This is a genomic window from Dyella sp. (assembly GCF_036746095.1).
Classification (GTDB): domain Bacteria; phylum Pseudomonadota; class Gammaproteobacteria; order Xanthomonadales; family Rhodanobacteraceae; genus Dyella_B.
Genome location: NZ_DAIOEU010000050.1, coordinates 1 through 14,933, shown reverse-complemented (window position 1 = coordinate 14,933; position 14,933 = coordinate 1). Strand labels below are relative to the sequence as shown.

The following is a 14,933-nucleotide window of genomic DNA, read 5'->3' as shown; positions in this document are numbered from 1 at the left end:
TCAGCTCGCCTGCCGCAGCAGTTCGGTCACTTCGCTTTCGATCCCTTCGAGATCCGGAATCACCGCGATATCGTCGCGCACTAGCACCTGTGCCTTCACGCCACGCGGCAACGGCTTGCCGTCGTGGGTGGGAATGATCAGCTCGGAGTTGAGCGTGGTCAGGCGTGGGAAACCTTGCGTCACCACGGCCACGAATGGCACGTCCGGGTTGTCGCCCAGCGCCTTCAGGACGGCTACGCGCACGGCGAGTTCCGCATCGCCTTCTTCCGCACCGGCCAGCTTGGTGAACGACACCAGCGGCACGCGCCAGCCGCGCCATGCGATACGGCCAAGCAGCCATTCGGGTGCATCCGGTACCGGTTCGGCGTTGGCGAAGGTGATGACTTCGGCCACGGTGGCGTTGGGCAGCAGCAGGCGCAGGTTGCCGACCGGCACGAGGACGCAGCGGATTTCGCGGGGTAAGGGTTGTTCGCTCATCGGAAATCCTCGTTGGATGCTCTGAACCATTCTGGTCGGGTGTCACCGGCCCTGTCCGTTTGCAGATCACGGGGCCATCGGCGCAGGCAGACTGGCCGTCTGTCGAGACGATGGACCGAAGATATGCAAACAGACGGGGCCGCCCCGGAAGGTGATGTCCCGAAAGCCCGCAGCCTGCGCCGCGTAGCACACCCTGCATGCCTTCTGGACATCATGCCACCCGCCCAGAAGGGTCCAGAGCATCCATTAAACGTACCGCAAGCTCCTGCGGCGAACCGGAAAAACTAGCCAGGCGTTCGGCCATCACGCCGTTGACCATGTCTGTGTAGTGATCGCTGAAAGACGCTTCCACCCATACTTGCCCACCGCGATCGTGGATGGCTTGCGCACCGGCCACGGCGTCGGTGGCCTGGCCGGCGAAGACGATGGCCAGCGCGTCGCGCCCGTAGACGTTGGCGGCCATGGTGAAGCTGCTGTCGATGGAGGGCGATTGCCCGCTGACGTCGTCGTTGGCGGCGCTCACGTCCACGCGGCCATCGCGGGTGATGCGCACCTGTTGGCCACGCGGCACCACCACGATTTCGCCGCTGCGCGTGCGCATGCCGGCCGTCGCCACCTTGATCGGCAGATCGCAACTCGCCATCAGCGAAGAAACCAACTGCTCGAGTGCATCCTGCGCGTGATGCTGGGTAAGCAGGATCGGCAGCTTCAAATCGCCCGGCAAGGCGGCGAGGAAAGCCCCCAGCGAAGCGCCGCTGTCGCGTGCCGCGCCCAGCACCAGCAAGCGCGCGAAGGCAGTATCCAGCTCGTGCAGATGCGACTCGAACGGTTGGTACTCTTCTTTGGGCGCGATGGCTTCTTCCATCGACACCAATTCCAGGGTCATGCCGGGTTCGACGGGCGATTCGTGTTCCAGGGACTCCGCATCGGGCGCCAGGTAATCGGCGGCGCTGACCTTTTCGACGCCAAACGATGCCTTGCCATCGGACGGCGGCGCCGCGACATGCTCGCTCTCATCCACGAAGCCCCATTCCGGCGCGGCAGGTGTCTGCTGCGCCAGCGTCTTCGTTTCGATCACGGGCGGCGTGAACTCCTCGCCGTGCGAGGCAAGCGACAAGTGATCCAGGTTGATGTTGAACGCCGGTGCGTCCATGCGTGCCGGCGACGGCGCTGGCGCGGCTTCGGGAGCCGGCGCGAAGCCGGCCGCCGTCGGTATGTGTTCGTGCGGTTCCGGCGCCGCGCGCGGCTCGTCCTGCCAACCGAAGTTGCCATCGTGCAAGGGCGGCAGCTCGTCTTCCGCGGTGAATTTCAGGGAACCGAATTCGCTTTCCGGCACGTGCTCGGTGGCGTCGCCGCTCGCAAGCAAGGCTTCCAGTTCGTTCGCCAGCGTCTCGGAGATCTCCGCCTGGCTCGGCGCGTCGTCCTGCTGCTGCAGCACGTCGGCAAGCGACGCCTCGGTCGATGCCGCAGGTTCGAATGCCGGGACGGGTTCGAATGCCAATGCCGGCGCAGGCGTCGGCGTCGGCGTCGATTCGAGTTCGGGCTCGATCGCTGGCGCCCACTCCTGCACCGGCTCGGGAACCGCCGATGCGAGTTCCGGCTCAGCCAGCGCGACCGCCTCCGCTTGTGGCTCGGGCCGAGCCGGCGCCGCGGCCGGCGGCGACACTATCGGCTGCGCGTTCTCGGGGCGCGGCGGATCGATGGTGTCCGTGTTGAGCGTCTTGGCCGCCAGGTGGCGCGCCCAGCGCGCACGGTCCCAGCCGTCCAGGCCGCGGCTGGCCTGGGCGTCGTTGAACACCACGGGAATGTCGCCGGCGGCGACCAGCTCGTAGATCAGGTCGAGCGCGGTGTCGTCCACCGAGTCGTCCAGGTTTACGACCAGCACGTTCACGCCGGCCTGGCGCAGCTTGACCACGTCGAAGCTGCTTACCGGCCCTTCGTGCGCGATCCGTGCGCCGTGCTCGGACAGTGCGGCGCGCAGATGACCACCTAACTCCACGTCATCGAAGAGCAGCGCAGCCGCAATAGAGCCTTCCTTCATACCCCATGTGCCTCGTATTGCGCCTGAGCGGCTGTCAGCTGGTTGCACGTGGCGCGACGCCAGACTGGCCGTCTGGTCAAGCCGCGCGCAGCCGCATGGCGACCGCTCAGGCGCAATGCGGGGTGCTGGGGGCGTGAAGGCAGGCTCTTATGTTCACTCATTCACCGGCTCCTGCGCGTGCTGCTCCAGTACTTCGCTGATCTGCGCCAGCAATTCGGCTTCCTGGTAGGGCTTGCCGAGATAACGCTCCACGCCGATGTCGAACGCACGCTGGCGATGCTTTTCGCCGGTACGCGAGGTGATCATGATGATCGGCACGTGGCGCAGGCGCGGATCGGACTTCATCTGTGTCGCCAGTTCGTAGCCGTCCATGCGCGGCATTTCGATGTCCAGCAACATCAGGTCGGGTACGCGCTCGTGCAGTTTCTCCAGCGCGTCCAGGCCGTCCTTCGCGGTTTCCACTTCGTATTCGTGGCGTTCGAGTACGCGGCCGGTGACCTTGCGCATGGTGATCGAATCGTCCACCACCATCACCAGCGGGCGCACGCGTACTTCCTCGATCACCGGCGCGGTGGTGGCGTATTCCAGGCCTTCGGCCAGGCGCTGTTCGCGACGGGCCACGCCATGGCGCACCAGCGGCGCGAGGTCGAGAATCACCAGCACCGAGCCATCGCCCATGATGGTCGCGCCGAGAATACCCGGCACCGAACTCACCTGCGGGCCGACCGACTTCACCACGATTTCGCGCGAGCCGATCACGGCGTCGACGCGGATCGCGCCACGCAGTTCGCCCGAGCGGGTCAGCAGCAGCGGCAGCTGTTCTTCGTCGCTGATGCCCGGGACCACGCCGAGCAATTGGGCCAGGTCGTGCACGGCGTAATCCTCGCCGTTGTAGTCGAACTGCGGGTTTTCTTCGGCCAGGCGTTGCGCCAGTTCATCCGGACTGATGCGGGCGACGCCCTGCACCGAGGTCATCGGGATGGCGAAGGCGGATTCGCCGATGCGCACCAGGATCGCCTGCGTCACCGCGAGGGTGAACGGCAGTCGCAGCACGAAGGTGGTGCCTTCGCCCTGACGCGACTCGATGGCGAGCGAACCGCCCATCGACTTGATCTCGCTGGCCACCACGTCCATGCCCACGCCGCGGCCGGCGAGCTGGGTGACGGTGCTGGCGGTGGAGAAGCCGGTCTGGGTGATCAGTGCGAGCAACTGGTCGTCGAACAGGCGCGTATCCGGGCGGATCAGCCCGCGCTCGATCGCACGGTCGCGGATCGCCTCGCGATCGAGGCCGCGGCCGTCGTCGCTGACGCGAATCACCACTTCGGTAGCCTCGCGCGCCACGCGAATGCGCACCGCGCCCTCTTCCGGCTTGCCCGCCTTGCGGCGCTCAGCCGGTGTTTCGATACCGTGCGCGACGGCATTGCGCAGCATGTGCTCGAACGGCGCCTTGATGCGGTCGAGCAGGTTGCGGTCCATTTCGCCGTGCGCGCCTTCCACGTACAACTGCGCGCTCTTGCCTTCTTCCTGGGCGGCCTGGCGCAGCGTGCGGCGCAGGTTCGGCACCATCGTGTCGAACGGCAGCATGCGCGTGCGCAGCAGACCTTCCTGCAACTCCGAACTGACGCGCGACTGTTGGATCAGCAGCGTTTCGGCCTGGCGGGTGAGTTCGTCCAGCATGCTCTGGATCGACACCAAGTCCGATACCGACTCGGCCAGGGCACGCGAGTACTGCTGCAATTGCGAGAAGCGGTCGAGTTCGAGCGGATCGAACACGGCCAGGCCCGCATCGCGATGCTCGCGCTGGAAGCGCGCGATGATCTGCGCTTCGGTTTCGATTTCCAGCATGCGCAGCTGGCTGCGCAGACGCGACACGGTCTGTTCGAGTTCGACCAGGTTGAAGCGGTAGGCCGATACCTGCTGTTCCAGGCGCGAGCGGTAGATCGCCACTTCGCCGGCGTGGTTCACCAGGCTGTCAAGCAGTTCGGCGCGGACGCGGATCTGTTCCTGCGCGGTGCGGCCGGCTTCCTCGCCGTGCGGTTCGTCTTCCAGGGGCAGCAGCGAAGGCAGTTCTTCCGCGCCGAGTTGCGGTGCCGGTGCGGTAGCCATGGGGGCAGGCGCGGGAGCTTCGGCGACCGGCGCCGCGGGTTCCTGCGTGCCGCCCTGCAAGCGCGCAACCATCGCGTGGGGATAGGCAATCGCCTGGCCCTGCGATACGCGCTGCACCAAACCATGCATTTCGTCGAAAGCGGCTTCGAGCGTGCCGATCAGCGGCGCGGCCTTATCCGGATCGATGCCGTGCGAACGCTCCAGCAAGCTTTCCAGCGCGTGGCTGAGATCGCCCACCGGCGTGACGCCCGCGATGCGCGCGCCACCCTTGAGGGTATGCAGCGCACGCAACAGGCCTGCCATGTGCGACACGTCGGTCGGCTCGGCATGCCACTTCGCCAGCGTGCTGTCAGCGTCGTCGAGAATCTCGCGCGCCTCTTCGCTGAAGATTTCCAGCAAGTCCGGATCGATGTGGTGGAAGCTCATCAGCTCGCCGGCCGGCTGGCGTTCGATCGCTTCCTGCGATGGCGGCAGATCGGCCGTCAAGGGTGCTTCGTGAGGCGGTGCTTCGGCAACCGACGCACCAGCCATCGTTTCTTCGTGATGCAGCGCTTCTGCAACCGCCTCGGCGCCCGGCTCGTCGGGATGCGGCGTTTCGATAACGGGTTCGGCGGCCGGTTCCTCCGGCGGCAGTTCGGCGGCATGCCCGACATCGTGCTCGACCGCTTCGGGTTCGAGTGCAGGCGTCGCCTCGAACGAGGGCTGCTCGACCAACGCATGCACAGGCTCGTCGTGCGTGGGCTGTTCGGGCAGCGCTTGGTCGATCAGCTCGTTTTCCGCGTCGCGCTCAACGTCCAAATGATGCTCGATCGCTGCCGGTTCGTCGGCCACCGGATCGGCGACGGCATGCCCAGGGTCAAGCGCCTCGAGGCTGGCGAGCAGTTCGGCAAATTCCGCATCTTCGGCGCTGGGTTCGGGCTCGCGATGATGTTGCACCGCCTCGGCTTCAGCCGGCTCTTCGGCAGCCAGCGATTCGAGCAGTTCGGCGGTGTAATCCTCGTCCGCGCCGGGCGGCGCTTCGGCTGGCGGTTCAATCGCCAGCGGCGCGTGTTGTTCTTCCACTGGCTCGGCCGGCGCAGCAACCGGGGCGGGCGGTTCGACTGGCTCGAACGACACCGGTTCGACCGCGTGCGGTTCGAACACCACGTGGGCGATCTGCGGCTCGGGCTGGTGATCACGCAACTCGGTGAGGCGCGCGATGATGGCGGAGGCATCCGGCAATTGCGGATGCGATGCATCGAACTGCGCCATCACCTCGTCGACCACGTCGGCGCTCTGGCGCAACAGGCGCACGCCTTCGCCGGAGAGCGGCTCCCCCGCCGCGCGCAGGCGCTTGAGCAGGCTTTCCAGTGGCGACAGCAGCTGGATCAACAGCGGAATGTCGACCATGGCGATGGCACCATGCAACGTGTGCACGGCGCGCAGCAGGCCGTCCTCGACCGGGATGTCGCCCTGGGCGTAGGTCACGGCATTGCGGATGGTCTGCAGGTACTGCGCCACTTCGCTGCGCAGGATTTCCAGCAGCACCGGATCGACCGGCGGCAACACCGGCGCGTCGATCATGCCGGCCGCCGGTACGGGCGCTTCGAACGGCAGGATGGCCGCGGCCGAATGATCGGTATGCGTGGCGGTGGGAACGGTCTCGGGCGATACGCGCGGAACACGGCGATGCACCACCCGACGCACGGTCTGCGTGCCGCTGGTGGCGAACTGTTCCATGCTGGCCTGCTCGCCGGCCGCAAGATGATCGGCCGCCTGCATGATGCCGGTGAGCGGTGCCGTCGGAACGGTGTTTTCCTTCAGCATCGAATACAGCTGCGGCAGCGCATCGATGGCGTGGCCGATCAGCGCCTGCACGCCGGAGTGCGGCGGCACGGTGCCGTCGAGCACACGGTTGAGCATGTTCTCCACGCGCCAGGCGAATTCACCCAGCACCGCCGCACCGACCAGGCGGCCGGAACCCTTCAGCGTGTGGAACGAACGGCGGATCGGCGTGAGCGCGGGCAATTGGGTGGGATCGGTCATCCACGCCTGCTGCGTCTGGCGCAGGTTGCTGATCTCGTCCTGCATTTCCTCCAGGAAGATGTCGCGGATGTCGTCGTCGATGCCGTCGGTGCTGGCCTGGAAGCCGGCGGTGGCGGCCAGCGGATCAATGCCGGACACCTGCTCTTCGATTTCTTCTTCGATCTCGATCCAGTCTTCGCCTTCGTTGACGACCGGCGCATGCGTCAACGCCTCGGTTTCAACCAAGTGCAGACCCGTGATGTCGTGTCCGATAGGCACGGGTGTTTCACTGCTGCCGATGAAGAGCCCGCTGGCGTCTTCACCGTGCGCCACGCTGACCGATTCGTTCAGCGCGGGCTCGCTCTGCATGGGCGCCGGCGCAGCGTCGAACGCCTCCATCGGCGCGGGTGCCGGAGCGGCGGCTGCGCGGACGGTCTCCGCCGCGGCCTTGGCCAGCGGCGGCGGCCAATAGCCCAGGCCGCCGAGGCTGTGCTCGGCCACATCGAGCACGTGGTCCAGTCCGCCGCGATGTTCGCGCGCGGCTTCCAGGTAATACTCCAGCGCGGCCAGCGCGTCGGCGAGCTGGTCCATCTGCACACTGCTGGGAATGCGCTTGTCGATGCACAGCTCGTTGCCGATGAAGCGGCCCACGCCTTCGGCGATCTGCGCCGAGCGGGGCGAAGAGAGCATGCGCATCGCGCCGGCCACTTCGTCCATCATCGCCGGCAGGCCGTCGAGCTGATCGTGCTGCCAGCCGGATTCGACGAAGGCGACGATGCCGTTCTTCACCTTGCCGGTATTGCCGACGGCTTCGCTCATCAGCGTGGCGAGAATGTGCCGCGCTTCGCTGCGCGGCAGCATCGCCACCTTGTGTTCTTCTTCCTCCGGCGGCGTTTCCGCGCCGAGGCTTTCGATGTGGTCGTCCAGCGAGGCTTCGACGTAGAGCAGCGCGCCGGCCACGTCGAGCAGGGATTCTTCATCCGGGCTGCGCAGGCGGTTGGCGACTTCTTCCAGCACGCGGCGCTGTTCGTTCACCACGCGGCGCGGCACGTTGAGCGCGAGCATGCCGAGCGTATCGCCAACGCGCTCCAGCACTTCGGCCTGGGCGCCAAGTTGCGAGGGATCGGCATCGTTCTGGCGCATGAACAGGTCCAGCGCTTCCTTCACGCGCAGCAGGTCGTCCTTCAACGCACGCGCGACGGAATCGAGCAACGCGCGGTTGTGGCCAGCCATCGAGCCGCGGGCATGCTCGACCTCGGTGGCGTCAGGCATCAGGCTGTCGAGGTTGTACGTCTGCGCCAGCTGCTGCATCTGCGGACTGCGTTGCTTGGCCTGCGCCACGATGTAGAGCAACTTGCGCGCCAGATCATCCGCATCACCACCCTGCAGGGCGTCTTCGCCTTGCTCGATCAGCTGGCGGATGCTGCGGTCGACTTTGCCGACCAACTGGCGCACGTCGGCGGCCTGGGCCTTGAGCATGCCCTGGTCAAGACCTTCCAGCACGCCCGAGGTGATCCACCACAGGCGGCGACCGGGCACGGTGCTGCAACGCGCGGCGATGGCCGTGAGTGCATTGCGCATGCCGCTCAGCTGCTGCGGACCGTTCTGGCCGCGGAACCATGCCAGCAATTGTTGCTGGAAGCGCAGGCGCAGTTCGTTGATTTCACTCTTGCGGCGCTGAGGGTCGACGGGACCGGCGGCGGCCGGCGCCTGCGGCGGCAACGCGGCTTCAAGATTGGGCGTGAACAGCGCCGCTTCGCTCAATGCTTCCTGCTCGCGGCTGGCGCGCAGTTCGTTGAGCAGCGGCAGCAGCACCACCGGGACGTCGCGATGGCCGCTCGAAAGGCGTTCCAGGTAATCGGGCAGTTGCATCAGGCCGCGCATCAGCGCGGCGTAGGCGTCCTCGCGATGGCGGATGTGGTCTTCGAGCAGCGAGATGGCGAGTGTTTCCATCTCCTCGGCGACCATCGCCGCGCCGTACAGCTCGACCATGCGCAGCGTGCCTTGCACCTGGTGCAGGTTGTCGGCGCAGCCGCGCATGACGTCGCGCTCGCCGGGATTGTCCACGTAGGATTCGAGCGCCTGTCGCGCGAGCGCAAGCGTCTCGTCAAGCTCGGGCTTGACCCACTGGAGCGTGGTGAAATCGATGTGGTCTTGAAGTCTCATACGCCCCCCTCAGCGGCTGCGCCCTTGGCGCCAGACACAACCGTCGAGGTTGCCCTCTTGTGAATGCCCAGTAACACCTATCAACCCGGCAGCTTGAAGTGCGCCACCGAACGGCGCAGGTCGCTGGCCAGTTGCGCGAGGTAACCAATCGATTCGGCCGTCTGGCTTGCGCCTTGCGACGTCTGCGAGGTGATTTCCTGAATCGCGTTCATGGATTGCGAAATGTCCGTCGCGGCGATCGACTGCTGACGCGCCGCGGCGGAGATGTTTTGAATCAGCGCGGACAAGTCGTGCGAAACGCGCTCGATGTCGCCCAGCGCGCTGCCGGCGTCCTCGGCCTTGCGGGCACCGGCAACCACTTCGGCGGTGGTCTGTTCCATCGAGTTCACCGCCTCGTTGGTGTCGGACTGAATCGTCTGCACCAGCGTTTCGATTCGCTTCGTCGCGCTCGCGGAGCGTTCCGCGAGGCGCTGCACTTCGTCCGCCACCACCGCGAAACCGCGGCCCGCTTCACCCGCCGACGCCGCCTGGATGGCCGCGTTCAAGGCGAGGATGTTGGTCTGCTCGGCAATGTCGTTGATCAGTTCCACGATCGAGCCGATTTCCTGCGAGGACTCGCCCAGCCGCTTGATGCGCTTGGACGTTTCCTGGATCTGGTCGCGGATCGAGTCCATGCCGGAGATCGTTTCGCGCACCACTTCGGCGCCGCGCGAGGCGATCTGCACCGAGCGTTCGGCCACGTCGGCCGATTCGGCGGAGTTCTTCGACACGTCGTCCATCGAGCTTGCGATCTGGTTGATCGCGGTGGTCGCCGTGCTGATGCGATGCGCCTGCGCTTTCGCCGCGTCGGCCAGATGGCGCGCGGTGGTCTGTGTTTCCTGCGCCGAGGACGACACCTGCTCGGAGGTCTCGTTGATCGTCGTCACCAGGGTGCGCAACTCGTCGATGGCGTAGTTCACCGAGTCGGCGATCGCGCCCGTGATGTCTTCGGACACGGTGGTCTTTACGGTGAGGTCACCTTCGGCGAGCGAGCCCATTTCGTCCAGCAGGCGCATGATGGCCTCCTGGTTACGCTGGTTGAGTTCGGTACTTTCGCGGAAGCGGCGGCGCTGATCGGTAACAAGCTGGAACACCAGCAGCACGGCGAAGGCCACCGCGCCGAGCGCACCGACCACGCCCCAGCCCACGTTCGGGAACAGGCGGCGCACCGGCAGCTGGCCGATCTGTTCGGCCAGGTCGTTCGCGCGCAGCAGCACGTTCTGCGAATCCAGCGAAGCCTGGTTGCCGGCGCTCTTCACTTCGGCCAGGTTGTTGGCGGCGGCGACGAGCTTGGCGACCGGCTCGCTCAGCTTGGTCCAGTCACCCTGCATCTGCGAAAGGATCTTGCGGCCGTTGGCGTCGCTCAGCTGCTGCACGCCCATGCTCTGGTTGCCTTGCAACAGGCCTTGCAGCACTTCGCCGTAGCTCTGTGCGTCGCGCGACAGGCCGTCGGCGGATGCCTGTGCCGATTCGCCACCCTGCAGCACTTCCTGCACGCGGCGGATGATACGGTCGGCCAGCAACATCTGGCGCGAGGCGCCAAGCATTTCGTCGGCGCTGCTGCCCTTGCGCTGCTGCAGGATGCCGACCACCTGCTCCATGTCGGAGTTGAGCAGCGGCAACTGCTTGGAAAGATCGTCCGCGCGCTGCGTCGAATCGAGCACCACGGCCTTGTTGGAAAGGATCTTGCCGATGTCGCCGTCGAGCTGCTTCCAGGCGTCGGCCAGCTTGCTGACGGAGCGGCCGGTGGGCGTGACGTTCTTGTCGGCATAGGGCTTCATGCCGGTCTTGGTGTCGCCGCTGACCAGCCGCTGCACGGCCGAGTCGATGGTGTCGCGCGCGTTTTCAAGCTCGGCGAACGAGTCCGCGTTACCGCCGGAAGCTTCCAGCGCGTACTTGGCGGTCTGCTGCGACAACACCTGGATCTGCGTGGTCAACGCAATCGCCTGGCGGTCTTCGCCGTTCTTGAGGTTGAGTAATACGAAGTCGACGGCTGCGAAGCCGATCGAAACCACCAGCAAGACGATGAGGATGGTGTATCCCCGTTCCTTGCCGACGCCCCCTGTAGTGCTCATGCTCTTCACCTCATCCGTCTACTGCACCCGGCACGCCAAGCGTGTCGGTCAAGAATTTCCGAAGCCCTAGCCCCTGTTCCGGGCGTCACTCGCGCCCGTCCGCCACGCGCCATCAGGCGGCCGCTTGGCGAAAATCAGGCGCGCGAACCAACCGGCCCATGCTGAACAGCGCCAGGCGCTGTCCGTCTACCTCTACGCGATCCTCGACGAAGCGCGTCAGGCGCGGATCGTCCTCGCGTTCGGCGCCGCGGCGCTGTTCCGCGTCCACCGTGCGCTGCCCGAAGACTTCGTCTACCAGCAAGGCCACGCTGCCGCCGCCCTGGCGTACCACCAGCAGGCGTGCGCGCTCGGAGTGCTGCGTGCGCTCGCTGAACAGGAAGCGTGCCATGTCGACCACCGGCATCAAATTGCCGCGCACGTTCGCCACGCCCAGCAACCACGGCTGGGTGCCGGGCACCGGCGTGAGCGGCGGCACGGCCAGCAGCTCGTTGATCTCGTCGATCGCGCTCACGAACAGGGAATTACCGGCGCGGTAACCGATGCCTCGCCACAGGCCGGGCGCTTCGAAGCGCTCCTGCGTACCGGACGCGTGCGCCAGCGAAAGCCGCTCGTAGCGGGCCAGGACTTCAAAAGGCGACTGGGCGGCCGAGACAGTCATCACGCCGCCTTCGGCAGCAACTCGTTGATGCACGTGAGCAGGTCCTTCTCGTTCACCGGCTTGGTGATGAAGGCCTTGGCGCCTTGGCGCATGCCCCACACGCGATCGGTTTCCATCGACTTGGTGGTGATGATCACGATCGGCACGTCGGCGGTGGCCGGGTCGCGCGTGAGCGTGCGCGTGGCCTGGAAGCCGTTCATGCCCGGCATGATGACGTCCATGATCACGAGGTCCGGCCGCGTGGCGCGCACGCGTTCGATGCCGTCCTCGGCGTTGTTGACGGAATCGACGCGATGCCCTGCCCGTTCGAGCATGGTGGAGAACACCCGCACGTCCGTGGGCGAATCGTCGATGATGAGAATGTTGGCCACGGCTCCCCCTTTAGAGCTTGTGTTCACGGGCCTTATACCGTGCTGGCGACATGTCGGTGGATGGCGCCAAGCAATTCATCGCGGGTGAACGGCTTGGTGAGGTATTGCTCTGCACCGACAATGCGGCCACGCGCCTTGTCGAACAAGCCGTCCTTCGAGCTCAGCATGATCACCGGCGTCGAACGGAATTGCGGATTGTTCTTGATCAGCGCGCACGTCTGATAACCGTCCAATCGCGGCATCATGATGTCCACGAAGATGATGGCCGGTTTCTGGTCCGAGATCTTGGCCAGCGCCTCGAAGCCGTCGACAGCGGTAAGCACCTCGCACCCTTCTTTCTTGAGCAAGGTTTCCGCCGTACGGCGGATGGTCTTGGAGTCATCGATAACCATGACCTTCAGACCAGCCAGGCCGTTCGTAGCTACGTTCAAGTTCACTTAACCCCCCCTGCTGCCTGCCCCAGGCTCAGGTACGTCATCCGGCAAGCAGCAAACGGGCCACCCACCGGACGCAGATGAAAAATTCCTGCGCAACTGTTGTTCGGTACCCGATCTGCGTCGGGCGCTCCGTCGTTGCTGTTTACTGCCTGGGCGGTCTTCCGTCAAGGAAAAAACGTTGTGGTGGTGGGGCTTATCACCAAAATCGCGGACACAAATGTGAAAGAAGACCCATAGTGGCACCTTCGGACAAAAGAGTGCCCCTGACCTGCCCAAATTTGCGCATAGCTCATCCTTGTGACGCCCCCGAGCTTGTGGCGCCCCAAGCACCTCGGCGAACATGCACGCCCCACTTGCCAACGGAACCGCCATGCCCCGCTCGGTCGCCGTGCTGATGGATCCCATCGGCAGCATCAAGATCGCCAAGGACACGACTTTCGCCCTGCTGCTGGAAGCCCAGCGCCGCGGCAACCCTCTCTATTACATGGAACAGGGCGACCTGGCCCTGCGCGACGGCACGCCGTGGGCGAAGTTGCGGCCCTTGAGCGTGAAGGACGATCCCGCCGGCTGGTACACCCTCGGTGATGCGCGCTGGACCGACTTGCGCGAGATGGGCACCGTGCTGTTGCGCAAGGACCCGCCCGTCGATCCCCAATTCGTCTATGACACCCTGGTGATGGACGTGGCCCAGCGCGACGGCGTGCAAGTGGTGAACGATCCGCGCGCGCTACGCGACTGCAACGAGAAAGTATTCGCCCTGCACTTCCCGCAATGCATGGCGCCAACCCTGGTCGCACGCGACCCGGCCGAGCTGCGCCGCTTCGTGGCCGAACACGGCGATGCCGTGCTCAAGCCGCTGGACGGCATGGGCGGGCGCGGCATCTTCCGCGTGCAGGCCGGCGACAAGAATCTCAACTCGATGCTGGAAACGCTGGTGCAGGGTGATTCGCACGGCCAGGGTCGGCAGTTCACCGTCGCGCAGAAGTTCATCCCGCAGATCAGCGCCGGCGACAAGCGCATCCTGATGATCGATGGCGAGCCGGTGCCGTACGCCCTCGCGCGCATTCCGCAGGGCGACGAATTCCGCGGCAACCTCGCTGCCGGCGGGCGTGGCGAAGGTGTCCCGCTTTCCGATCGCGACCGGTGGATCGCTGCCGAAATCGGTCCCCAATTGCGCCGCCGCGGCTTGCGTTTCGTCGGGCTGGATGTGATCGGCGACTACCTGACCGAGATCAACGTCACATCGCCGACCTGCGCGCGCGAACTGGACCAACAATTCGGGCTTAATATCGCGGGAATGCTGTTCGACGCCCTTGAGACCACGCCCGCGTGAATGCTGCTGTAAGCCCCCGCCGCCCCGGCGACAACAAGATCGGGGCTACCTTCGTTTTTTCGCTGCTGGTGCATGGCCTGCTGCTGTTCGGCATCGGCTTCAGCTATGTGGCGACGCGCCCGGCGCTACCTACGCTGGACGTGACGCTGGTGAACGTCGCCAACCGCGAGGCGCCGGACAAGGCCGACTTCCTGGCCCAGGCGAACAACAAGGGCGGCGGCGAAAGCGACAAGTCGCAACGCCCCTCGCAACCCTTCTCCGGCCTGTTGCCCATGCCGAGCCAGGGCACCGCGCCGCAGCCGGTGACCGCTGCGACACCGTCGCCCCAGCAGGCCGCTGACCAGCGCATGCTCACCACCACGGGCCAGGCCAATTTCAGCGTCAACAGCGATAACGCCAAAGATGCCCGGGACACCCAGGACACCGCCGATGAAGCGCGCGTAGCCCAGGAGGCGGCGCAACTGGCCGCGGAAGTTCGCAAGCAATCCCAGGCCTATGCGAAGCGTCCGCACAAAAAATTCATCTCGGCCAATACCAAGGAATACGTCTACGCCGCCTACATGCGCGGCTGGGTCGATCGCATTGAGCGCGTCGGCAACCTCAACTACCCGCAGCAGGCGCGCGAGCAGCATCTGCATGGCGACGTCATCCTCACGGTCGGCTTGAACCGCGACGGCAGTCTCAACAACATCGACATCACGCAAAGCTCGGGCAACAGCGTCATCGACAAGGCGGCGATTGCGATCGTGAAATTGTGCGCACCGTTTCCGCCGCTACCGCCGGACAGCAAAGAAAAGGTGGACATTTTGTACATCACACGCACCTGGCAGTTTCAGCCCGGGGATGTGTTGAAAACACGGTGAGCCAGCGGAACGGCGAGCCAGCCATGTCACCATTGGGGTCAATGGCACCAACTTAAGCATCGTCACCCCGGCGAAGGCCGGGGCCCAGTGACTTTCAGGCGCGAAAAGTCAGTGGACCCCGGCTTTTGCCCACTGCTGTCCGGCATGCGTTTTGCGAATCCATGGCGACATGATGGATCACAAGCGCTTAGCGTCGCCTGTCGATGCCGCGACTCGAAAAGCGCCAGAAGCTCTATGGCCGTCATTCCCGCTTTCGCGCACTGCTGTCCGGAGAAATTTTTCGCCGTTCTTGCGGGAGAGCTAAAACAACGTCATTCCAGCGAAAGCTGGAATCCAGCGACTTGAAAATCTGCAAAGGCACTG

Annotated in this window: 9 protein-coding genes; 2 read left to right on the top strand and 7 right to left on the bottom strand. The window is 65.3% G+C overall.

The window, feature by feature from the left end:
• From V7M64_RS17095 to V7M64_RS17065, 7 genes are all read right to left on the bottom strand, one after another.
• Nucleotides 1-477 (bottom strand): chemotaxis protein CheW, encoded by a 477-nt coding sequence (locus V7M64_RS17095; RefSeq protein ID WP_333680757.1) that lies wholly within the window; start codon nucleotides 475-477, stop codon nucleotides 1-3.
• Nucleotides 478-688: 211 nt separating this feature from the next.
• A complete protein-coding gene (locus tag V7M64_RS17090) occupies nucleotides 689-2,518 on the bottom strand; it encodes a chemotaxis protein CheB (protein ID WP_333680755.1) in 1,830 nt (609 codons plus the stop codon).
• Nucleotides 2,519-2,671: 153 nt separating this feature from the next.
• Nucleotides 2,672-8,794 carry an Hpt domain-containing protein gene (locus tag V7M64_RS17085; RefSeq protein ID WP_333680753.1) on the bottom strand — a complete coding sequence of 2,041 codons (6,123 nt, stop codon included), beginning with the start codon at nucleotides 8,792-8,794 and terminating at the stop codon, nucleotides 2,672-2,674.
• An 80-nt stretch (nucleotides 8,795-8,874) separates the two neighbouring features.
• Nucleotides 8,875-10,908: a methyl-accepting chemotaxis protein gene (locus tag V7M64_RS17080; RefSeq protein WP_333680752.1), complete on the bottom strand. Its 2,034-nt coding sequence runs from the start codon at nucleotides 10,906-10,908 to the stop codon at nucleotides 8,875-8,877.
• Between the two features lie 112 nt (nucleotides 10,909-11,020).
• Complete coding sequence (locus V7M64_RS17075; protein WP_333680784.1) at nucleotides 11,021-11,566, bottom strand: chemotaxis protein CheW; 546 nt, start codon at nucleotides 11,564-11,566, stop codon at nucleotides 11,021-11,023.
• The gene (locus V7M64_RS17070) at nucleotides 11,566-11,937 is read right to left on the bottom strand and encodes a response regulator (protein ID WP_333680751.1); all 372 of its coding nucleotides are present in this window, start codon (nucleotides 11,935-11,937) and stop codon (nucleotides 11,566-11,568) included. Before V7M64_RS17070 ends, V7M64_RS17075 begins: the two co-directional genes overlap by 1 nt.
• Nucleotides 11,938-11,969: 32 nt before the next feature.
• A complete protein-coding gene (locus V7M64_RS17065; protein WP_126685391.1) occupies nucleotides 11,970-12,374 on the bottom strand; it encodes a response regulator in 405 nt (134 codons plus the stop codon).
• Nucleotides 12,375-12,744: 370 nt separating this feature from the next.
• Between V7M64_RS17065 and gshB the strand changes: the two genes are divergently transcribed.
• On the top strand, nucleotides 12,745-13,707 hold the full coding sequence (gene gshB, locus V7M64_RS17060; protein WP_333680748.1) for a glutathione synthase: 963 nt from the start codon (nucleotides 12,745-12,747) through the stop codon (nucleotides 13,705-13,707).
• A complete protein-coding gene (locus tag V7M64_RS17055; protein WP_333680747.1) occupies nucleotides 13,704-14,570 on the top strand; it encodes an energy transducer TonB in 867 nt (288 codons plus the stop codon). The genes gshB and V7M64_RS17055 overlap by 4 nt, the downstream gene beginning before the upstream one ends.
• Nucleotides 14,571-14,933: the final 363 nt, after the last annotated feature.

Bases quoted from the DNA above. Each gene is read 5' to 3' on its own strand.
- V7M64_RS17075 (WP_333680784.1), bottom strand. From the start codon at position 11,566: ATGACTGTCTCGGCCGCCCAGTCGCCTTTTGAAGTCCTGGCCCGCTAC.
- gshB (WP_333680748.1), top strand. From the start codon at position 12,745: ATGCCCCGCTCGGTCGCCGTGCTGATGGATCCCATCGGCAGCATCAAG.
- V7M64_RS17090 (WP_333680755.1), bottom strand. From the start codon at position 2,518: ATGAAGGAAGGCTCTATTGCGGCTGCGCTGCTCTTCGATGACGTGGAG.
- V7M64_RS17080 (WP_333680752.1), bottom strand. From the start codon at position 10,908: ATGAGCACTACAGGGGGCGTCGGCAAGGAACGGGGATACACCATCCTC.
- V7M64_RS17095 (WP_333680757.1), bottom strand. From the start codon at position 477: ATGAGCGAACAACCCTTACCCCGCGAAATCCGCTGCGTCCTCGTGCCG.
- V7M64_RS17085 (WP_333680753.1), bottom strand. From the start codon at position 8,794: ATGAGACTTCAAGACCACATCGATTTCACCACGCTCCAGTGGGTCAAG.